Annotated in this window: 16 protein-coding genes and 3 pseudogenes; 12 read left to right on the forward strand and 7 right to left on the reverse strand. The window is 64.8% G+C overall.

The window, feature by feature from the left end; translation table 11 throughout:
• Window positions 1–540: 540 nt before the first annotated feature.
• From ACIOEW_RS40330 to ACIOEW_RS40345, 4 genes are all read left to right on the forward strand, one after another.
• The gene (locus tag ACIOEW_RS40330; protein ID WP_401970449.1) at window positions 541–1,002 is read left to right on the forward strand and encodes a transposase; all 462 of its coding nucleotides are present in this window, start codon (window positions 541–543) and stop codon (window positions 1,000–1,002) included.
• A gap of 913 nt (window positions 1,003–1,915) precedes the next feature.
• Window positions 1,916–2,956, forward strand: a complete 1,041-nt coding sequence (locus ACIOEW_RS40335) for a bifunctional DNA primase/polymerase (RefSeq protein WP_401970480.1) — start codon at window positions 1,916–1,918, stop codon at window positions 2,954–2,956.
• Window positions 2,957–3,060: 104 nt separating this feature from the next.
• The gene (locus tag ACIOEW_RS40340) at window positions 3,061–4,476 is read left to right on the forward strand and encodes a phage/plasmid primase, P4 family (protein WP_401970481.1); all 1,416 of its coding nucleotides are present in this window, start codon (window positions 3,061–3,063) and stop codon (window positions 4,474–4,476) included.
• The gene (locus ACIOEW_RS40345) at window positions 4,473–4,874 is read left to right on the forward strand and encodes a DUF6009 family protein (RefSeq protein ID WP_401970450.1); all 402 of its coding nucleotides are present in this window, start codon (window positions 4,473–4,475) and stop codon (window positions 4,872–4,874) included. Before ACIOEW_RS40340 ends, ACIOEW_RS40345 begins: the two co-directional genes overlap by 4 nt.
• A 108-nt stretch (window positions 4,875–4,982) precedes the next feature.
• On the opposite strand, the pseudogene ACIOEW_RS40350 reads toward ACIOEW_RS40345, so the two are convergent.
• Window positions 4,983–5,344: pseudogene (locus ACIOEW_RS40350) on the reverse strand (DUF4259 domain-containing protein).
• 167 nt (window positions 5,345–5,511) lie between these two features.
• Between ACIOEW_RS40350 and ACIOEW_RS40355 the strand changes: the two are divergent.
• A pseudogene (locus tag ACIOEW_RS40355) lies at window positions 5,512–6,178 on the forward strand (hypothetical protein).
• 405 nt (window positions 6,179–6,583) lie between these two features.
• Window positions 6,584–7,063, forward strand: coding sequence for a DUF4265 domain-containing protein (locus ACIOEW_RS40360; RefSeq protein ID WP_401970452.1), 480 nt, complete (start codon window positions 6,584–6,586; stop codon window positions 7,061–7,063).
• On the opposite strand, the gene ACIOEW_RS40365 is transcribed toward ACIOEW_RS40360, so the two are convergent.
• From ACIOEW_RS40365 to ACIOEW_RS40380, 4 genes are all read right to left on the reverse strand, one after another.
• On the reverse strand, window positions 7,020–7,316 hold the full coding sequence (locus tag ACIOEW_RS40365) for a hypothetical protein (protein WP_401970455.1): 297 nt from the start codon (window positions 7,314–7,316) through the stop codon (window positions 7,020–7,022). The two genes, ACIOEW_RS40360 and ACIOEW_RS40365, sit on opposite strands and share 44 nt — an antisense overlap.
• Before the next feature lie 847 nt (window positions 7,317–8,163).
• Window positions 8,164–10,452: an FtsX-like permease family protein gene (locus ACIOEW_RS40370; protein ID WP_401970456.1), complete on the reverse strand. Its 2,289-nt coding sequence runs from the start codon at window positions 10,450–10,452 to the stop codon at window positions 8,164–8,166.
• Window positions 10,453–10,455: 3 nt separating this feature from the next.
• The gene (locus ACIOEW_RS40375; protein ID WP_401970459.1) at window positions 10,456–11,211 is read right to left on the reverse strand and encodes an ABC transporter ATP-binding protein; all 756 of its coding nucleotides are present in this window, start codon (window positions 11,209–11,211) and stop codon (window positions 10,456–10,458) included.
• Window positions 11,208–11,723, reverse strand: a complete 516-nt coding sequence (locus tag ACIOEW_RS40380; protein ID WP_401970461.1) for a PadR family transcriptional regulator — start codon at window positions 11,721–11,723, stop codon at window positions 11,208–11,210. Before ACIOEW_RS40380 ends, ACIOEW_RS40375 begins: the two co-directional genes overlap by 4 nt.
• A gap of 170 nt (window positions 11,724–11,893) precedes the next feature.
• Between ACIOEW_RS40380 and ACIOEW_RS40385 the strand changes: the two genes are divergently transcribed.
• The 6 genes from ACIOEW_RS40385 (at window position 11,894) to ACIOEW_RS40410 (ending at window position 19,948) form a co-directional block, all read left to right on the forward strand.
• The gene (locus ACIOEW_RS40385) at window positions 11,894–13,162 is read left to right on the forward strand and encodes an ABC transporter substrate-binding protein (protein WP_401970464.1); all 1,269 of its coding nucleotides are present in this window, start codon (window positions 11,894–11,896) and stop codon (window positions 13,160–13,162) included.
• A gap of 148 nt (window positions 13,163–13,310) precedes the next feature.
• Window positions 13,311–14,993: a glycoside hydrolase family 13 protein gene (locus ACIOEW_RS40390; RefSeq protein WP_401970467.1), complete on the forward strand. Its 1,683-nt coding sequence runs from the start codon at window positions 13,311–13,313 to the stop codon at window positions 14,991–14,993.
• Between the two features lie 59 nt (window positions 14,994–15,052).
• Window positions 15,053–16,378: an ABC transporter substrate-binding protein gene (locus tag ACIOEW_RS40395; protein ID WP_401970469.1), complete on the forward strand. Its 1,326-nt coding sequence runs from the start codon at window positions 15,053–15,055 to the stop codon at window positions 16,376–16,378.
• 6 nt (window positions 16,379–16,384) lie between these two features.
• Window positions 16,385–17,746, forward strand: coding sequence for a carbohydrate ABC transporter permease (locus ACIOEW_RS40400; protein WP_401970471.1), 1,362 nt, complete (start codon window positions 16,385–16,387; stop codon window positions 17,744–17,746).
• Window positions 17,743–18,582: a carbohydrate ABC transporter permease gene (locus ACIOEW_RS40405; RefSeq protein ID WP_401970474.1), complete on the forward strand. Its 840-nt coding sequence runs from the start codon at window positions 17,743–17,745 to the stop codon at window positions 18,580–18,582. Before ACIOEW_RS40400 ends, ACIOEW_RS40405 begins: the two co-directional genes overlap by 4 nt.
• Before the next feature lie 292 nt (window positions 18,583–18,874).
• On the forward strand, window positions 18,875–19,948 hold the full coding sequence (locus ACIOEW_RS40410) for an IS701 family transposase (RefSeq protein WP_401970476.1): 1,074 nt from the start codon (window positions 18,875–18,877) through the stop codon (window positions 19,946–19,948).
• A 454-nt stretch (window positions 19,949–20,402) separates the two neighbouring features.
• Here the strand turns inward: ACIOEW_RS40410 and ACIOEW_RS40415 are convergent.
• Window positions 20,403–21,018 (reverse strand): annotated as a pseudogene (locus ACIOEW_RS40415) (transposase); the annotation flags it as partial.
• Window positions 21,019–21,168: 150 nt separating this feature from the next.
• Window positions 21,169–21,727 (reverse strand): IS3 family transposase (locus ACIOEW_RS40420; protein WP_401970479.1); only part of this gene is annotated, 559 nt, incomplete at its 5' end.

The raw sequence follows: 21,727 nt of genomic DNA on the forward strand, positions 1-21,727 counted from the left end.
CGTCTTCGTAGTAGGTGCGGAACCAGGTCGTCATGCCCACATCCTCACCCACCAGCAACCCGCACCCTTGACCAAAGAGATAGGGGCACCCCCCCCGCACCTGGGGCCGGCGCGGGCACACCCCCGCCATCCGCGTGCGCGGCAGGTTTCGAGGCCGTCTGGTCACTCGTGCGCAGAGCAATGGCCAACACCGCTTTCACCACACCCGACGATCTCGACCGCAAGCTCCGCAGCAAAAGTACGCAGAATTCCGCTCCGCCCCCATCTCATCGACGGCTGCCTCACCGCCACAAAACTGACCATCAACCCACCCACCCCACCCTGAAACGCTAGGTAAGTGCAGCCGGCTTCATCGGCGCTACGACCGAACACTTCATGGGCTTCGCTGCGATCGCAGTGAAGCCCGTTTGCCTCCAATGAGTGTCCGCGCCAGCAGGGGCTGCCGGATGACCGATAACGTCGTTACGTGGGAACCGGACCCGCCGCTTGCTGAAGGCCTAGGCCCAAGATGGGCGCCAGGCCCGTCTCAGGGATGACGCCGTGGCGAACAGGCCGGTCCATGTTGCTCTTGCAGTTTCCATGTTGGACGACTGGCATATTCTCGGACTGCGGGGCGGCGATCACAGCGAGAGCGCCAAGCCACTGCTGTCGATCCTGACCGCGATCAAGAACCGCGGCGTGGGCAACGTCGGCATGCTGATCTGCGACGGTCTGGAGGGCCTGCATGACGCGTGTCGGGACGGTCTGGGCCGCCGCGACGGTCCAGAGTTCCGGTGGGCATCATTTTGGTCAGACAGCCGATACGGCATACGTCCAGCACAAGTTGGGCTCCACCAGGAACTCCGGTACCGGCTCGTTCGGTCGCCGACGCCGGTCAAGAGCATCGGCGACCTTCAGCAACTCCTGGGCCTCCGCCTCCGCTGCGGGCCCAGCGTCCCATGCCGCGACGGAACGGGCCCAGCGAGACCAGTGGAGGCACTCAGGCGAGCAATGTGGCCGTAGACGGTCGGTCTTCCCGATTGTCCGCCCGCGAGGGAAGCGGCAGCCGGAACGTCTGCACTTTCGATCGATCATGAGCCCCCCATGGTCAATAAGCAGAAAGGTCGCGGTTACGGCTTGGTGGGGGTCGCGCCAAGCCTCCAGCGTCGAAACACCCCCTGCCGGGTAGACGCACCCTAGTCACCTTGGGTTCACGGCATTCGCGATTCTTGCACCGGCAAGTGTGTTCCCTCGGACGGGCCTCGGTGATCGAGAGTCGGCGTCATGAGGTAAGTGGTCCGGGGTGGGTGTCACGTGCTGCTACATCGCACACCGCCCCCAGAGGAGCCAAACAGCGACTGTCGGTACAGCGACGCAAGCGACTGGACTTCATGAAAAAGAGCCTGTCCCTGCACTGCCAGCGGGGGTCTTCGGTCGCTGCGCCAGTCGGGGGCCTGCCTTAGCGACTCAAGCCAAGCAGCCGGGGCCACGCTCAGTCGCTACCTTGCGATACATCAAACCTGCAGCTCAGAGACGTCTTCCATAGAGAACAGCGACTGAAGCGACTGACGATGCCTATATATGACGGCATCCCTGAGTGTGCGTGTGCATCATATATAGAAGACTTCAGTCGCTTCAGTCGCTTTCCTTCTTCGGGAAGCCTTCTGACCTGCAGTGTTCGGTGCGTTGAAGGGCAGCGACTGAAGCTCGTTGGGTCGCTGCCCGTCGGTTCGGTCGCTGGCTGGCCTGCCCTGCCTCGACACGGCGGCCCTCAGTTTCCAGGGGCGCCCGCGCATTGGCCGCGCACTTCGCTAGTGTGTGTTCATCGTTGAGTCGCTTCAGTCGCTGAGAGGGGAACCGTATGCCTGCTGAGCTGCGCATTCTTCACAGCGACTCAAGACAGTCAGGCCCTCAAGGGGCAGTCGCTGACTCCGTGATGCTGGCTACGGCCAGGTGGTGCGCCAGCCGAGGGTGGCCTGTGCATCCGTTGACACCTGGACGTAAGACCCCAGCCGGAAACTGCGTCCGCTGCCGTGAGGCAGGGCATTCCCACCACGGGTGCGACTGTCGGGCAGCTGGTCGTTGGTGCCATGGCTTTCACGCAGCCACACTCGACCGCGCACGAATCGACCAGTGGTGGAGTCACACTCCCGACTTCGGTGTGGGCATCGCGTGCGGCCCCGCGGGACTGGTAGTAATTGATGTCGACGCCCATCAGCAGTCGCTTCCGGACCGGGACCGGGTTCTGCCGGGCATCTCGATGCCGGAGGGCGTTGACCTCCGAGGGCTGGCCAACGGCTACCACACTCTTGCCGTCCTGGCCGCTCTGCATGGCGTAGCAAGTCCCGCTGACGACGTGTCCACCTTGCGGGTGAGGACCCCGTCAGGAGGTGTTCACGTCTGGTATCGAGCCCCGGACACACGACGCTGGCAGTGCTCGGCCGGATCAAGTGGTGGCCGAGCCTTGGCCTGGCAGGTAGATGTCCGTGCCCACGGCGGCTACATCATTGCCCCCGGCACCACAACGAGTGCTGGAACGTATACCCCGCTCGGAACAATGCGGGAACCCGCGCCGCTGCCGGCGTGGCTGGCCCAGGAACTGGAGCGCACAGGCCACTTGCCGACGCCAAGTGTTGCTGCTGCAAGGCCTGTTCCTCCACGCGCCCGTCAGGCTGTCATTGCGGCGGGGGGCGACGCTGGCCGCGCCAGCCGCACTCTGGCCACTGTTCTCGGCGAGATCGCCGCCTGTTCAGCCGTGGCTGAAGGCGCAGGATTCTCGGACAAACTCAACCGTGCCGCCTTCACCGCAGGGGGGCTGGTTGCAGCAGGGCACCTTGTGGAAAGAGCCGCTGTCCAGGCGCTGCAGGACGTAGCGGATTCAGCCCGTCCCAACCAGACGCGTCGAATCGAGCAGATCATCCGCAGCGGTATGAATGCCGGCATGCAACATCCCTTGGACCCGGGGAAGCGCTCGTGACATCCACCGCTGGCGACGACGGCTTGCTGTTCAACTTCGATCCGCAGGCCGTAGCGGCGCAGATCCTTGCTCACGCACCAACGCTTCCTACTCAGGCCGCCGGAATGCGTTTGGTAACGGAGCAGGGCAATCCGGCCACGGCCGCTGGCCTGCTGCCAGACACACTTTCGGACCGGGGCAACGCTAAACTGTTCGTGAGGCTGTACGCCAACGATTACCGCCACGTTCCTGGACTGGGCTGGTTCCGGTGGGACGCAACCCGATGGCAGATGGACGAGGACGACGCAGTGGTCTGGGCTGCCGGCGACCTCGCAGAAAACCTGGCCGTCAGCGACCCGCAGGGCGTCTTCAGTCCAGCAGCGCTGCAACAGCATCGACGCCGGGCCCTCAGCACATCGGGTATGAATGCCATGCTCACACAAGCCAGATCCGCCCCAGGCATGGTCCTCAACGCCTCGCTCCTGGACGCTGACGCCTACGTCCTGTGCACCCCTGCTGGCGTGGTCGATCTCCGCACCGGCCTGCTAAGAAGGCCGGACCCGAACAAGGACTTTCACTCCCGCTCGACTTCGACAGGACCGACGCAAAGCCCTACCCCGCGTTGGGACCGCTTCCTTTCCGATACCTTCGGCGACGACGCGGAAGGCAAGGAGATGATCGGCTTCCTGCACCTGCTGTTGGGATATTCGATCACTGGCGATGTAGGCGCACAGGTGATGCCGTTCCTGTTCGGATCCGGCAAGAACGGTAAGTCCGTCCTCCTTGATGTGCTGATGAAGTTGTTGGGCGACTACGCTGACGCGGCCCCTCCCGGCTTCCTCATGGCCCGCCCCTACGAGGGTCATCCCACCGACCTTGCCGAGCTGCACGGCCGACGCGTCATCGTGTGCTCCGAGGTGAAACCGGGTGACAAGTTCGACGAGGCTCGGGTCAAACTCCTGACCGGTGGGGACCGCATCAAAGCCCGCCGAATGCGGCAGGACTTCTTCAGCTTCGCTCCCACCCACAAACTCTGGCTACTGGGCAACCACCGTCCCGAAGTCGGCACCGGCGGTTTCGCCTTCTGGCGCCGTATGAGGATGATCCCGTTCGAACGCGTTGTTTCCGACGACCGAAAGATCGACAACCTTGCCGACATCCTTGTTGCTGAGGAAGGCCCCGGTATCCTCAACTGGCTCATCGAGGGGGCACGCCGCTACCTCTCCGGCGACAAAGACCTCACAGGCCCTCAACGAGTCCGCATCGCCACCACTGCCTACGCAGAAACTGAAGACCACACCGGACGTTTCCTCGAGGAGTGCTGTGCTCTCAACTCAGAGCACCGAGCCGAACAGACCAGGCTCTACGCCACGTATAAGGATTGGTGCCAGAATGAAGGAGCACCTGCCATCTCATCCCGAGCCTTCGCCACCCGGGTGCGTGAGCTGGTCGGACTCTCATCGCCGAAGGAAATGAAAGTGTCCAACCAGCGCAAGTACTACCCGGGCATCGGACTGCTTGCCGACGAGGAGACAACGTGAGCTCCCTCATCACAGAGGACGAGATCTGCCACGAGACCGAACTCGTCTGGCTCGAGGACACAACCGACCTCGACTACGTACGCCAGAGCCTCGACCGGCTGCCAACTCGCAGAGCTAGGCCCGCTTACCACCGAGATGGGCGCATGATCGGCTACGCACTCCTTGGCCCCAATGCCAGACCGTCACGCTCCTCAGGGACCTTTCGCAGACGCGTCTTCTGGCTCCTACCGCATGACAGGGATACCGATGCCGACGGCGTTTATGCCACCGGCGCGCCCGCTGAGGCCATCGACCCGCGGACTCTCGCCCCGGCAAGCAAGGGACGTAAGACCGAGCGCTCCGAGGGAGGCCCCCCCTCCACCGCGATGCAAGAACTAGGCATAACGCTCCCTCTCTGAGATAGAGGACCATTCCTCGATCTGTCGCAAGGGTGATCTTGAAGCCCACTGCTTGCGCGCGAGGACTGAGTTGGTGGCGATTTGCCCGGTTGAGTGGTCACTATGCCGTCACAGCTCGACGATGGCGCCACCCGCCTCGGCCCACAGTTCCATCAGCTCGGACGGCTCGGTCATTACCCGGTCGAGGGCCTGAAGTGCCAGATGGCACAGGCCGGTGAGATCAGGAAGGATCTCTTTCGGCCCGTAGACGGGATCAGCAGGTTCACCCCCGGGACAATGCGCCGCGACGAGGGCGGCCGCGGTCACGGCCACCTCTGATTCAGGCGCTTCGAGGTAGTCCATGGTGTCGATCACCCGCGTGAGAGCGCTGCGAACAATGCCCTCGCGTTCGCCTGCGGCCGCCTCGTCGAGGTCGTCGCAGAAATCCGCTGCTGTGTCGTTGTCAAGGGGCCGACGTCCCAAGTGCCCAAGGTCGCTGCCGATCATGGTGCTGACAGAGGAATGCTGACAGAGGCCACTGACAGCGGCCGCGCGATCCGGACCTGTGCGAAGCACGTGTGACTGGTCGCGTTAGATGAACCTGGTCGCGACGACCGACACCCAAAGCGCGACCGAACCGCCGTTAGACTCCGGCACCATGACGGCCGCCCCTTCCATATCGCCCATCCCGGGCGCGCCTGCCGGCCTGACCGATCGGGCCAGAAGGTTCGTCGAGGTGGACGGCGTTCGTGTTCCTCGGCAGGCTCTCGGGCAGCACCGGGCGAAGTGGATCGAGCACGGGGTCCCGGCCGTGGAAATTGACAGTGCCGCAGCCTTCCAGGGCCGTTGGGGCGGTCTTGCGCTGCCGCCCTGCCCCGTTCTACGAGGGCGGTCCGCGCATCCTGGATGCCGACTGCCCCGAGGACTCGGCCGCTGAGGGCTGGTCGTTTCCGGTGGGAAGCTGTCGGGTGTCCATGGCCTACGGATTCATGATCGGCTCCGACGGCGCATTCGGGATCGATGCCTACCGCTGGACACCACTGCATACCAGCACAGACGGATGGGTGGAGTCCTTGGCGCTCGCCGCCCATGCCGGTCGCTGGGCCACGACCGTGACAAGAATCAAGGGCAAGGCCGTCGAGTCGTTGGACCTCGTCGGCTTCGAGCCGGTGCCTGAAGTGCAGGGCGTAACGGACACGTGGTGGCGGGGCAAGGACTCGCTCATCGCCCTCTACCGAGGCGAGGCCCTCGGCATGGACGCTCCCCAATGCCTTGAAGCCCACGTGTACGGCGGCCTCGACAAGTGGGGGCTCCACGGCGGCTGATCGCCGACACCACCGAATCTCAGCACCCACTTGGCCGGGTGGCTCGCGCCATCGCGGTCAGGCGCATCGAGCTGAGCAAGGTCCCTGGCTGGAGGAAATAGCTTAACGCCGGCGACAGGCCAGCCGACCAACCCGAGCAGGTGCCAACAACGATGACCAAACGGTGCCACCAGTCGAGGCGGCGGGGATCATCGCGCCCGCTCGGCGGGCTCCGCTGGTGTCATCTACCGCGACCAGTCACAGTACGCCAGAGCTCGGGAGCGGCTGCCGGACATCGCAGTGCTTGGACGAGATATGGATGATGGTGCGGTGACGGGCGTCGAGCGAGAACCACGGAAGGTCCATTTCCGCGCTGGCGATGGACGAGGGGGCTGGCCGCCGGCGAGCGTAGAGAGTCTGTGGGCGGTGGACATTGGTGACGGCACGGTGCGGTTGGACAACACTCCGTGGTTCGTACGCGGGGTTGCCAGCCACGACATCATCCGAGTGGAGGTCGACGATGAAGGCGTTCGCTGGGCCGGGGATTCGGTTCAGGCTTCGCAGAACTGCACGATCCGGCTGATCGTGCTGAAGGACGGTGGTTCGGCCGCTGCCCGGGAGAGCGTGCTGGAGATCTTCCACGGCCTCGGTACGACCGGTGAGGGCATCGAGCAGTACCGGATGGTGGCTCTGGATGTCCCGCCGGAGGTGCATCTGCCGCAGTTCCACAAGCTCTTGGGGCACGTTGAGGCCAAGGGATGGTGCACTGGGAGGAAGAGTGTGTCACTGCCGCCTGGAAGTCCATCGCCAGAGGATGAAAGCCCCGCAGCGGTTAGACGTGCCCTGATGCACCCCCGCGTTCTCACCGACGGTTGGCGTCAGCCCATTCGTCTCTGTTCCACATGACGGGCATGGCTCCGACCGGCTCGAACCGGATGTCCGGGCCGTTGCTGTGGAGCAGGCTGAAGAAGCGGCGCTGAAGTACCGACGCATGGCGGGCCTGGTCGGCGACGATGTCCAGAACGGTCTGGGCCGCTCGCGGGCAAGCGGCGGTGAAGCGGTCGTAATCGGTGATGGACAGGACGAGCCCAGTACCTTCTGGTGAGTCGTCGTACGGGCCGTAGCAGGCCACATCGCCGATGCAGTCGTTGAGCGCCACGATCACCGTCCGCCCGGGTGAGCTCGGCAAGCTCGACAAATTCCGCCAGGACCGGTACTACCTTCACCCCACTTGGCAGGACGCCTACCGGCCCGAGCGAGCGAACATCGAAGGACTCAACGGAAGGGCCAAGAGCCACGGCATCGACATCTCCGACCCCACGAAGCGGCTCGCTCACGGGCGGGTCGCGCAGACCATCCTCCTCGCGCTGATGATCTGCAGCATCAACCTGCACATCCTCTTCAGCTGGGACCAGACCACCCGAACACAAACGACAGGCACCTCCCACGGAGGCACCGCGTTCGCTGGACCGGCATCCACGCCCCCGCCGCGGCCGGGCTGCCGCCGCCCACAGGGCCGGAGATCCGCGAGATCATCTGAGACCCCAGCACCACGCGCCGGGATCACGCACGCCCGCCCACAGTCCAGAAACGCCTCACGCACCCGAACCACCCCGAAACATCAGGTCGACGACCGCCCTGCACCCGCCTCCGGCATCGATCGCGTTCGGACCACTCCTCGAACAACTTCCGGAAACGCCAACAGGCCGGGCCGGGGGGATCCGAGTGCCCCGGCGTGGGCCAAACAGACCGCGAAGTTCCGGGCTGCCAACCACGCCGCACCGACGTCCGCCCCACCCACTGCGGACCGCCTCCATCTCTGGAGGCGGTCCGCACGCGGTCGCACCCTCGTCGGGCAGCGGCCCCCTGCCGCGATGGCGCGACCGTCTGTACCCTCGGTGCCGAGTTTGATCAGCTGTATCGAGGCCGGAAGCGCGTCGCGGCGCAGACTCCGCATTCGTCAGATCCCCACGGCCCATGCTGCCATCCTGACCCCAACGCCTCGCTCACCAGGAGTGGACTGAGGCGCTTGAGGCATCATCCGGGTGGTGGCGTAGCGCCCGCAGTGCGGGAAGGCAGGCACATGCGAGTGAGCCAAGAACTGCTGTCGCGGAAAAGAGCAGCAGGAGCGCTGTCGACGGACCCTGCGCTATCCCGGCTCCGATCCCGCTGGAACGGCCCTGCATATCAATGAGCCACCGCGCAAAAGGCAGGCCTAGTGCTATACCGACAAGAACCGCGAGGACAGCGTTGAATCCTGTGGCTGCGACTGTGATTGCGGCAACCTGATGAGGGGTCAGGCCAATGGCCTTGAAAGCGAGCACGTCTCGTTGCCCCTCAGCCAGATGGCCGCCGATTACAGTCAGCAGCTCGATGAGTCCGACGCATGCGAGGACGACGAGGAGCGCGACGACGACTGCGCGCAGCGGCATGAGGCCGTTTGAGAGGTTCGTCATGATGTACACGTCGAGTTGTCCGCCGGCAGCCTTGGACAGATCTGCTGCGACCGTCCCGGGGGTCGCGCCGGCGCGAAGGCTCAATCGGTAGAGACTGGCACTCAAGCGCGGATCGTTGTCCATCAGAGTGTCGAGGGACGCGGAGATGACTCGGCCCCGGTTGTCCGGCTCGATGCTGCGGCCCACGATGTGCAGGATCTGTGGCTGGCCGCCGACGGTCACGCGCACCCAGTCGCCGATGCGTATGTGCAGCAGATCCAGGAGTCCCTGGCCCGCGACTGCCTCGTCCATACCGCGCGCCGGGCGGCCCGCCGCGACGGTGTACGGGTATGGATCTTTGCGACTGCCCATCCCTCGGAGTACGACGGTGGAGGTTTGCCCCGGCACCAGAGCCGCGAGGTCTGTGCCGGGGTATACAGCGGCGATGCGTGCGTCATGCTTCAGCAAGGAGCGCATCGCCGCCTCGTCGTAACTGCCGCTGGCACGCACCGTGAGCGCGGGGGCCAGGCCTGCCGCCTCGTTCGTTTGGAAGCGATCGAGGGTGGTCCAAGCGCTCAGCGCGACCATCATGAGCAGCACCGGCAGAGCGAGTCGGGCGATGGGGGCCAGTGAGCGGATGTGACGGGCGAATGCCCTGTGCCAGCCGAGGATGAGTGCCGGAGGCACGCCTAGACCGATTGTCCGGCGTCCAATGGCAGACAGCCGTCCGTTGTGCGGAGCGATGGGGCGCAGCACCGGAACCGAGGGCACTCGTCCGGTCCGCCAGGCTGCCAGCGTGGTGGTCGCGCCGATGAACACCACCACGCTCACCGGTACCGCGAACAGGGCTGTGGTGTGGGCGGGAAGCCCTTGGGACATCCGGATGGCGTCCCCGAGCTGTCCGGGGATCCGACTGCCCAGCTCTTGCGTCAGCGCCACTCCGGATATAGCACCCAACACCGCGTAGGTGCCGTGCTGGAAAAGAAAAATTCGGATGACCTGGCCGGGTGTGAATCCGATTGCTTTGAGTACCGAGATGTCTCTCAGATGACCGCGGATGCGGATGCTGATCGTCCCGTGCACGGAAAACCCGGCCGCAGCCAGCGCGCCGAGGCCGAACAGGGCCAGCACTTGACCGAGCAGCCTGCTGTCGCCCTGCGCCTGCGCCCGGGCCTGCTGCCACGTGGAAACCTTGCTGATCGTCCCTGCCCCCAGTGCGGTGACGGCACGTTGGATGACGTAGTCGGTGTCGGCCGGGTCGGTCAGTCGCAAACCGATCACACGGCTGTCCGGAGCGCGCACGACCGACGGGAGTGCCCAGACGGTACCTGCCAGCTCACCGGGGGAGTAGCGGGGTTCGGTGCTGTCGGCGATGCCCACGACCACTACCGTGCGATCTGTTCCGGCCAGGGCTAGGGCATTTCCCGGTTCGGCCAGCAGGGCGCGGGCCAGGGTGCTCTCCAGAACAACACCGTCGGGGTCGGACTCTTCGAGCCAGCGTCCCGCAGTGAGTAGGGGCGGGCTGACGGGCAGCGCTTGGGGGGTGCCGCGCAGCTCGACAGAAGCGCGTCTTCCATGCGCGGTGACGGTGGCCGACTCGGTCGGATAGGGACCGGCGACGGACTCGATGCCGTCCAGGGCCGTCAGCTTCCGCGCATCAGCGGAAAAGCTGGTGTGAATCCACACGTGTGCACCATGGGTCTGTGTGAATACGCGCTGCCAAGGGCTGGTCGCATAGGCGAAAAGTGCGGTGGCCAGCAGTAGGGAGGAGACGATGCCGAGGGTGGCGAGCGTGATGAACAGAGCCTCGCCGCGATGCCTCCGCAGATCGGCAAGCGTCCAGCGCAACGTGGCTCGCATGTGTCAGTCCCTCAGTTCCAGCACGCCCGATATGCCCGCGCGGCGCGAAGGCGTGCCTTCCAGTTTTGCGTCGTCAACGATGCGGCCGTCGAAGAAACTGATGACGCGGTCTGTGGTGCTTGCGAGCCGGGCATTGTGGGTGACGAGCAGGATCGTCTGTCCACGCTGATGGAAGCGCGACAGTAGCCGCATTACTTCGCGCGTGCCCTTGCTGTCGAGACTGCCGGAGGGTTCGTCGGCCAGCAGGAGGCCTGGTTGGTTGACCAAGGCCCGGGCGAGGGCGACACGTTGCTGCTCGCCACCGGACAACTCGGCGGGCATGCTGCGTTCCTTGCCGGCGAGGCTCAGTTCATCGAGAAGGTGTTTCCGCTCGGCCCGTGCCCGCCGTGGCGTGGCTCCAGCGAGCAGTGCAGGCAGCTCCACGTTGTCGGCGACCGACAGGCCTGACACCAGGTTGAAGAACTGGAAAACGATGCCTATGCGCTTACGGCGCTGCACGGCCCAGCGTGCCTCCGAGTACGTGTCGGTCCGTTCGCCGTCAAGCCAGATGCTGCCGCTGTCCGGTCGCTGCAGGCCACCGAGAAGGTGCAGGAGCGTCGACTTCCCGGCTCCGGACGGCCCGGATATGGAGACGAACTCGCCCCGCTGTACGGACAAGGTGACGTCGCGGACGGCGTGGACCGGAGCTCCCTCCCCGTGGTGTGTCTTCATCAGCCCTTCGGCCCGCAGCAGGGGAGCAGGGGCGTCACCGTCGCTCATTCCAACTCCTCTAGCTCTTCCTGGCAGCGTTCCAGCCAGTCGAGGTCGGCCTGCAGATGCAGCATCGCGCCCTCGATCAACAGATATGAGATTCGGTTGTCGCGGTTCTCCGTTGAGGCGAGCTTCGAGAGGCTGCGCATCGTGTTGAGGTAGTGACGTCGTTGCCTATTGATGAGGGCGATCTGATCGGCGAGGCCGGTACGAGGGGCCAGCGCGAGTTTCATGAAGAACTCGTCCCTGACCCGTGGTTCGTCCGTAGACTCTTCGTACCAGACGGCCAGCGCTTCCCGCCCGGCATCGGTGAGGTGATAAATCTTCTTGTTGGGCCGACTGGATTGCTCAACTTCCTCACCCTCGATCAGGCCCGTCTTCTCCAGACGGCCAAGGGTGACGTAGATCTGGCCGACGTTCGGCTGAGGGTATGCAGCCCCCAAGAGTTGCTCAAGGTCCTGTTTGAGTTCGTAGCCGTGGGCTGGTCTGCGTGCCAGCAGGGCAAGGAGGGGCAGCCGCACTACTGCTCTCCACCTCGCTCCGTGTGGGCTGCCGCGGACTCGGTGACCGCGACGGCCGGCTGGGATCTTTCTTCCGAAGGCCCTAGTATCGCCTATCGCTAACCGGTATACATGGCCATTGGCTCGAGCGACGGCGCTCGACGGTCGTGGCGGTGCGCAGGGAGGAACCTATGCGGTGGATGCATGCCGCGCGTAGGAGCCTCTTCATCCTTGCGGTTCTCGCCGCTGGTTGTGTGGCCTCCCAGTCCGGGTACGATGAGCAGCTGGCCGACCGGGGCCCGCTCACCATGGCTACGGCGAAAGACCTCACGGGTTATCTGCGACCCCTGCTGGAGGGCTGGAACCGCACTCACCCAGGTGAACACGTCACTCTCGTTGAACTTCCTGACTCTGCGGATGAGACGCACGCGCAGATGATTACCGATCTGCGTGACGGCGTACGCGGCCGATTCGACATCCTCAATATCGACGTCAACTGGACATCGGAGTTTGCCGCCGCCGGCTGGATCCGTCCGCTGCCGCGTGACCGCTTCCCGCTGAAAAGTTTCCTGGCGCCAGTCGTTGCAACTGCCACCTACGACGGACGGTTGTACGCCGTCCCTTACGTGACGAATGCTGGGCTCCTGCTGTACCGCAAGGACATTCTCGCCAAGGAGAGTGTCTCTCCGCCGCGGACGTGGGCCGACCTGGAGCGGGCTGCCGAATTCATTGCCCCGAAGTACGGGATGGACGGTTACGCGGGCCAGTTCCTGCCGTATGAGGGACTGACGGTGAATGCTGCTGAGGCGATCTACTCCGCGGGCGGCACGATCCTGGACGACGAGGGCGAGCTCGTAACCGTCGGCTCTCCAGCGGCACAGGAGGGTATCGGCTTCCTGGTGCGGGGTGTACAAGAGGGCTGGATTCCGAAGAAGGCGCTCACGTACAAGGAGGAGGAGTCCAGGCAGGCCTTCCAGGACGGCAGTCTGCTCTTCCTGCGCAACTGGCCCTATGCGTACGTGGCAGCCTCGGCCCGGACGTCAGCGCTCGCTGACAAGGTCGGCGTGGTGCCCTTGCCCGGGCCGCACGGGGCGGGCACCAGCGTGCTCGGAGGCTCCAACCTGGCTGTCAGCGCGCATGCCCGGCACGCCGGTTCCGCCGCACGCCTGATCACCTACCTCACCAGCGAACCGGTCCAGCGCCAAGTCCTTGAACGGGGAGCCCTGCCACCCGTGCGCGCTGCTCTCTACGAAGATCCCGAGCTGGCGCAGCAGTTCCCTTACCTGTCGACGTTGCGTGCCAGTCTCATGACGGCGGTCCCGCGGCCGAAGAGTTCCCGTTATGACCAGGTCAGCCTGGTGGTCCAGGCCGTTGTGCACGACGCGATGAGCGGGCACGAGTCACCCTCCGCGGCGGTGCGTCGGTTGGCGTACGAGCTCTCAGCAATCCCTCCCCGCTAACGTTTCAAGGGACCCTATACCTTCATGTTAGGTAGTGGGGTTGCTATCTGTCGACTCGTTTGCCCGCTTCGCCCCCTTTTGAGTCTACAAATTCGCGCGATTTTGTGTCACGTCATTGACACCTCTGCGACACTCCTACCTAACATGCATGCATAACCGTAACGACGCAGAGACAGGCAACGGGGTGAGTCCCAAGCGCATTGACGCCCACCGCTGGTGGCGCGACGCAGTGATATACCAGGTGTACGTCCGCAGTTTTTTGGACAGCACCGGTGACGGCATAGGAGACCTGGCAGGCGTTCAAGCCGGCCTTCCCTACCTGAAGAAGCTCGGCATCGATGGCATCTGGTTGAGCCCCTTCTACCCCTCACCGCAACACGACCACGGATACGATGTGGCCGACTACTGCGACGTCGACCCGACCTTCGGCGACCTCGCGGAATTCGACCGGCTGGCGGCTTCCGCGAGGCGGCTCGGCATCAAGGTGCTTCTCGACATCGTCCCCAACCACTGCTCAAGCGAGCACCCGTGGTTCCGCGACGCGCTCGCCGACAGCCCCGGTAGCCCAGCTCGAGCCCGCTTCCACTTTGCCGAGGGCCGAGGAACAGACGGCTCACTGCCTCCCAACAACTGGCACGCCATGTTCGGAGGACCGGCCTGGACCCGTGTCACTGAGACCGACGGCACCCCCGGTCAGTGGTACCTGCACATGTTCACGCCGGAACAACCCGACTGGAACTGGCACCATTCCGAGGTCGTCAACCACTTCGACCAGACTCTGCGCTTCTGGCTCGACCGGGGCGTCGACGGCTTCCGCATCGACGTAGCCGCCGGCCTCTTCAAACACCCCGACCTGCCCGATTCACCGGACCCCGAGGCTGACGCCCGCACCCGCGATTCGGTCAACCCTCTCGCCTGGAACCAGCCCGAAGTGCACGACGTCTGGCGTAACTGGCGGGCCGTGTGCGAGGAATACACCGCCCGCGACGGGCACGAACGCCTCCTTGTCGGCGAAGTCTCCGTACCCACAGCCCGTGAACACGCGAAATACGTGCGTTCGGATGAACTCCACCAGGCATTCTTCTTCGACCTCCTCAGCGCCCCCTGGGACTCCGACGCCTTCCGCAAGGTCATCTCCGAGGCCATGCAGGACATCGCCGACACAGGCTCCACCGTCACGTGGGTGCTCAACAACCACGACCAGGTCCGCACCGTCACACGCTACGGAGAACCGGCTCCCGAGGGCAGCGGACTCGGTGCCGCCCGCGCCCGAGCAGCTGCCCTTCTCCTACTGGCCCTGCCTGGCGCCGCATACATCTACCAAGGTGAAGAGCTCGGCCTACCCGAAGTCGTCGACCTGCCCGACAGCGTTCTGACCGACCCGATCTTCCACCGCACAGGAAGCCGCGACCGCATCCGCGACGGGTGCCGCGTACCGCTGCCCTGGTCGGGTCAGGCATCCCCCTTCGGATTCACCTCCGGTGTCGAGAGCGCCAAACCATGGCTGCCGCAGCCAGAGTGGTTCGCCGAGCACGCCACCGACCGAGCCCTTGCAGACACCCAATCCTTCTGGCACCTCTACCGAGACGGCCTGCAACTGCGCTCCTCACTACCCCAACTCGGCGAGGGAACGCTGCGATGGCTCGACAGCCCACCCGGCGTGCTGGCCTTCGAACGCGGTGACGGCCTCGTCTGCGCGGTCAACTTCGGCACTGCGCCCGCGTCCGCGCCGGCTTCCGGAGCCCCCCTGCTGTCTAGCGGCCCCTGCCCCGCCGGAATCCTGCCTGGCTCAACCGCCGCCTGGTGGATCAGCGGCGACACAAATCTGTGAGTAGTCACACCTCAAACGTCACACTCCCACCCCCTCCCACCCCTCCAAGGACATCAACGATGATGCAACGACACACCCTCCTGACCACCGGCTGCATATCGCTCACTCTCATGTTGGGAGCGACCGCCTGCGGCGGAGGCACGGTCAATACCGGCGACGAGGGCAAGGCCCTCAACGGCCAGACCGTCACCGTGGCCGGCGTCTGGTCAGGCAGCGAACAGAAGAACTTCCAGAAGGTCCTGGACGCCTTTACCCAGACAACCGGAGCCAAGACCCGCTTCGTATCCACCGGAGACAACGTCTCCACCGTCGTCGGCAGCAAGATCGAAGGCGGGGACGCCCCCGACGTGGTTCTCGTCCCCCAGGTCGGCGTACTGCAGCAGTTCGCGAAGAGAGGCTGGCTCGAACCGCTCTCCAAGACCGCTGCAAAGTCCGTGGACTCCGACTACGCCACCGTGTGGAAGACATATGGCAGTGTCGACAACACCCTCTACGGCCTCTACTTCAAGGCAGCCCACAAGTCCACCGTCTGGTACAGCCCCGATGCCCTCACCCAGGCCGGCGTCAAGCCCCCCAAGACGTATGACCAGATGCTGAAGACGGGACAAACTGTATCCGACTCCGGACTGGCCCCCTTCTCCGTGGCAGGTCAGGACGGTTGGACCCTCACCGACTGGTTCGAAAACATCTACCTCTCCCAGGCGGGAGCCGAGAACTACGACGCCCTCGCCACGCACCGCATCAAGTGGACCGACGAGACCGTCGTGAGGGCCCTAACCACCCTAAGCAAGCTTTTCAAGAACGAACAGCTCATAGCCGGAGGCCAGAAGGGAGCACTCAACACTGACTTCCCCAGTTCTGTCGAGCAGGTCTTCGGACCCAAGCCCGCAGCCGCCATGGTTTACGAAGGCGACTTCGTAGCAGGCGTCGCCAAGGACCAGTTCGACAGGACCATCGGCAAGGACGCCAACTTCTTCCCGTTCCCCGCTGTCGACGGCGGGCCGGCCCCGGTGGTCAGCGGCGGTGACGCGGCTGTCGTCCTCAAGGACAGCAAGCACCAGAAGGCCGCCATGAGCCTCGTGGAGTACCTCGCGACGCCTGAGGCAGCAGCCGTGTGGGCGAAGGAGGGTGGCTTCCTGTCCCCGAATGAAAAGCTCGACCTCTCCACCTACGGCGACGACGTAACCCGGGCCACCGCCAAGTCCCTCGTCGATGCAGGCGAATCCGTTCGCTTCGACATGTCGGACCAGGCCCCCGCAGCATTCGGCGGTACCAAGGGCGTGGGCGAATGGAAGCTCCTGCAGGACTTCCTGCGCAACCCGACTGACCCGAAGGCCACCGCTGCACGCATCGAGGCTGCGGCAGCCAAGGCGTACCAGGACTGACCGGCCATGACCGCCACACTGCCAGAGGACAAGCGAACAGTGAACTCATCGCACACCTCTGCCGTCCGACAGTCGGCGCGGCGGAAGGGACGCATCATTGCCCTGATATTCGCCCTGCCCGCGCTGCTCCTTCTCGGCGCGCTCGTCGTCTACCCCGTTCTCTTCTCGATCGGCCGCAGCTTCTTCGATGCCCCTGGCACGGGCTTCGTGGGCGTGGACAACTACACCGAGATGTTCCGCGACCCGGCAACACTCAAAGCCGTGCGCAACACGGTGATCTGGGTGATCGTGGCTCCCACCCTGCTGACGGGGCTCGGTCTGATCCTCGCCGTACTGGTGGAGAAGGTCCGCTGGGCTACCGCCTTCAAGCTGCTCCTGTTCATGCCCATGGCCGTGTCCTTTCTCGCCGCAGGCATCATCTTCCGCTTGGCATATGACGAAGACCCCGACAAGGGCGTCCTGAACGCGGCTGCCGTCTCCCTGCACGATGCCTTCACCGACACCTCGCCCTATCCGGAGGCCCGGGCTCGCGATGGCTATGGCCTAACCGGTCAAAAGGACGGCTCATACAAGACGACCGCGAAGGTGTCGCCGGGAGACTTCGCCGCGCTAGGCATGGTCGGTGTTCTCCCGAAGGACCTGCCCTCCGAGGCGGCGCCCGCAGGAGCGGCAGCGCTGAGGAAGGCCGCCCCCGATGAGCTGTATGGAGTGGTCTACCTGGACTTCGCCCCCGGCGGAGGAGGCGCGCAGGGAAAAGTCGACCGGACCGAAAGCGGACTGCCGCACATGGCCATCGAAGCCGTGCGTGACGGCCGAACGGTCGCCACAACGGCCACCGCGCCCGATGGCTCATTTCACCTGACGGGAATAGCCTCCGGTGAATACACGCTGCGTCTGCCGGCATCGAACTTCGCAGCGCCCTACGACGGAGTCTCCTGGCTGGGCCCGACCCTCGTCACGCCCGCCATCATCGGCGCCTACCTATGGATCTGGACCGGCTTCTCCATGGTGCTCATCGGCGCCGGACTGTCGACACTGCCCCGGGACGCTCTCGAAGCGGCGCGCATGGACGGCGCAAGCGAATGGCAGATCTTCCGCCGGATCACCGTCCCCCTGCTGGCACCAGTACTGACCGTCGTCTTCATCACGCTCGTCATCAACGTGATGAAAGTCTTCGACCTCGTCTACATCATCGCGCCTGGCCCAGTGCAGGAAGATGCCACCGTGCTTGCCACACAGATGTGGCTGGTGTCCTTCGGCGGAGGCAACAACCAAGGCCTCGGCAGCGCCCTCGGCGTACTGCTGCTGCTACTAGTGGTCCCCGCAATGATCTTCAACCTCCGGCGCTTCCGAAGGAGTCAGCGATGAACGCCTTTCGACGCTATCTAGGCAGCGGACTCGTCCAGGCGTTCCTCGTCTTCATCGGCTTGATCTGGCTCACACCGCTCGCGGGGCTCATGATCTCCTCCCTGCGCTCGACCCAGGACACCGCCAAGGGCGGCTGGTGGACCGCGCTCGCAGGCCCAGGGCAACTGTCGCTCGACAACTACACCGCGCTGCTGAAGAACGCCGGCATGACCCAGGCGTTCTGGAACACCGTGCTCATCTCGGTGCCAACCACCGTTCTCGTCGTGATTCTTGCCGCGCTCGCCGGCTACGCATTCGCCTGGCTGGACTTCCCATGGCGGGAGCCTGTGTTCCTGCTTGTCGTCGCGCTCCTCGTAGTACCTGTACAAATCGGACTGCTGCCAGTTGCCAAACTCTTCGGACAGCTAGGACTTTTCGGAACGATTCCTGGAGTAGTGCTCTTCCACGTGGCATACGGGCTGCCCTTCGCCGTGTACCTGCTGCGCAACTACTTCGCCGAGATACCCAAGGAGATGCTTGAGGCTGCCAGAATGGACGGTGGGACCGAGTGGCGCATCTTCATACAGCTGGTACTTCCGGTCAGCCGGCCCGCCATCGCGAGCCTCGCGATCTTCCAATTCCTCTGGGTCTGGAACGACATGCTCGTGGCTCTCCTCTTCGCTGACAGCTCATCACAGCCACTGACCGTTGAACTTCAGTCACAAATACGACAGTTCGGGAGCAACATCGATGTATTGGCGCCGGGCGCATTTCTGTCGCTGATCGTTCCTCTCGCCGTATTCTTCGCCTTCCAGCGCCACTTCGTGCAGGGAGTGATGGCCGGTTCGGTCAAGTAGTGCCCGACCCGGAACACACCAGGACGTCGGCAACGCAACCAGGGATCAGGCAACTGTCGACTTCGCGCGCAGCGAATGACTGCGACTCTCCCGCAGCCAGTACCTAGTAGGGCTTGGTCATGTGCTGTCGTTGATCGGCTGTGCTGAGTGGGGAGTTGGCTTCGGGGCGGTGTGACCTGGAGGACTTCGCGGCGGAGATGTTCGAGCCGTTCGCGCGGGCCGATCAGAGTCGGTGGGGTGGGGTGTATCTGCGGGGTCTGCTGCTGGACGGCGGGCGTAAGTCGGTGAGCCGATGGCTGCCCGTCTGGGCGAGGACGGGAACCGGCAGGCCCTGGACCATTTCGTGACCTCCAGCTCGTGGGATGCGGCGCATGTGCGGGCCCGGCTGACCTGGCGCATGCAGCCGGTCATCAAGCCCACCGCGCTGGTCATCGATGACACCGGGTTCCTCGAGGACGGAGACGCGTCGGCTTGCGTGACCCGGCAGTACACCGGCACCGCGGGCAAGGTCACCAACTGGCAGGCCGGGGTGGCGCTGCACCTGGCTTCCGACGGTGCCTCGGCGGCGGTGAACTGGCGTCTGTTCCTGCCCGAGAGCTGGGATCCCGCCTTGCTCAAGGCTGATCCGGTAAAGGTGGCCCGCCGTGACGCGTGCGCCATCCCCGCCGAGGTAGGCCATGTCGAGAAGTGGCAGCTGGCCCTCGACATGATCGACGAGACGCGGTCCTGGGGCATTGAGGTGCCCCAGGTCATCGCCGACGGCGCCTACGGGGACACCGCCGCCTTCAGGCTCCTGGAAGAACGCGGTCTCGACTACGTGGTGGGCATCTCGACCACGACCACCGCGCAGCCCGAGGACGCACAGCCATGCACCCGGGCCTACACAGGCCGATGGCGACGGCCGGTCTCTGCCCAACCCGAGCTGGCCCAGCGGGTGAAGAGCCTGGTCATCGCGGCCGGCAAATCCTCCGCGCGGCCGGTGCAGTGGAGGAAGGATCACGGACGGGCAGCGGCCTCAGCGGATTCAAGCGCATGTACTCGCGGTTCGTGGCCCTGCGGATCCGGCCCGCCGGACGTGAGATCAGCAAGGCACAGCAGGCACCGAGCTTCCGGTCCGCTGGCTGCTGGCCGAATGGCCAGCCGACCAGGACGAGCCCGTGCAGTTCTGGCTCTCCAACCTGCCCGCATCCACCCCGCTGCCCGTCCTCGTGCCCCCGCGAAACGCCGCTGGCGCATCGAGAACGACTACCGCGAGATGAAACAGGCCCTCGGCCTGGCCCACTTCGAAGGCCGAACCTGGCCAGCTGGCACCACCACGTCACCCTCGCCTCAGTCGCCCACGCCTTCTGCACCCTGCAGCGACTGAACCGATCCCCCAGAGACAGCGCCGGTCTGAGCCTCTACCGAGTCGTCCGCGAACTGCAGACACTCCTCGCGACCTGGACCGGCGCCTGCCCCACCTCTCACCGCGATATGCCAGACCCCGCACCAACATGACCAAGCACTACTAGCAAAGCGGGTGTACTCCCTCGCCCATAGACGGCGCAAGGGCTGCCTCTGCCACTCAGCCATGCCGCCCATGACCTTGTCGGTGATCTGGAGATTTTCTGGCGGGAGGCGTCAGCAGGACATCGAATGGGTCCTTGAGATCTTGAAAGGCTCACTCGATCTATCACAGCACCGAGGGCGCACGGCCGGCGTCGTTGTCGATCGCGTCATGCAGCGAACGACCACGTTGGAAAGCCCGTGCTGCGTTCACTGACCACGTACGATTCCTCACCTCGTTGTCAAGCAGATGCCGTGACGGGTGTTGTTATCGGCTAGTAGCACCGTCCGTCACGCAGCAGGGCCCACAGAACGTTGACGCGCCTTCGAATGGGGGCGAGGACAGCCTGGGTGTGCCGCTGCCGCTTGCCCTCGGCGCGCTTGCGGTCGTAAAAGCGGCGGGACTCGTCGCAGCAGCGAATGCTGATCAACGCCGAGGTATAGAAGACCGCGGCTGTATCTCTCGGGCCGGTGCAGATTCCTGCTGATCTTGCCAGAATCCCGGGGTGCCGGCGCGACGCCAGCGAAGCCAGCAAGGCGGTCCGGAGTGCCGAAGGCCGTCATGTTCCCGCTGGTGGCAGCAAGGAATTCGGCGCCCAGCAGGGAGCCGCTCCCGGGCATGCTGGCGATCAATTCTGTGTGATTGTGCTCGCGAAACCGGGCCTCGATGAGCTTGTCTATCTCGGCGAGCTGTTCGTTGAGACGCATCACCTCCCTGGCCAGAATGTGAACGAGCTGGGCCGTCGGCTTCTCTCCGCTCACGCTGGTGTCCTGGCGCTCGGCGGCCGCCAGGGCCGTCTCGGCCAGCTGGGCAGCGCTGCGGACCTTGCGGTTACGCCGCCAGGTCTCCAGCCGTTTGGCTCCGGTCCGGCGAATGGCCGCCGGGGTCTGAGAGGGCGGTTCGTGACTCTTTGAGTGGTCTGTGGTCGCCTGAGATGGTGTGAGCGAGGAGGGAATCTGCTGGTCTGCTGTCGGTGTTCTGTTGGGGTGGCGGGGTGAGTGAACGCATGAAGTTTCCCCGTGATCCTGGACACTCGTTCGCTATGCCGCGAGGGCGTGCTGATGCCGTTGCCTGGTCTCGGCCGGGGTGAGGTAGCCGAACGTCCGGTGCTTGCGCAGGCGGCGGCTGTAGAAGGTCTCGATGAAGTTGAAGACTTCGGCGCGGGTGGTGGCCCGGTCGGGCCAGGTCCGGGTTCCGATCTCTTCCTTGAGTAGGGCCCAGAAACTCTCTGCTGCGGCGTTGTCGAAACACGAGCCGGTGCGTCCGCAGCTCTGCCGTAGCCCCAACTCCATTATTTGATCGCGGAATTGAGTCGACGTGTACTCGCTTCCGCGATCACTGTGGACCACGCATCCGGGCTCCAGGCCGCCTCGGCCGTGGGCCATGTCGAGGGCGTCCACGATGAGCTCGGCGCGGTGGTGGGCGGCCATCGCGTAGCCGACGACCTCGCGGGTGGCCAGGTCCAGCCAGCAGGCGAGGTAGAGCCAGCCCTCGGCCGTCGGAAGGTAGGTGATGTCGCCGACCAGCTTGGTGCCGGGGTGCTCGGCGTGGAAGTCGCGGCCGATCAGGTCCGGGGCGGGCCGGCTTCGCCTTCGCGTC

The sequence above is a fragment of the Streptomyces sp. NPDC087901 genome, from assembly GCF_044742205.1.
Taxonomy (GTDB): Bacteria; Actinomycetota; Actinomycetes; order Streptomycetales; family Streptomycetaceae; genus Streptomyces.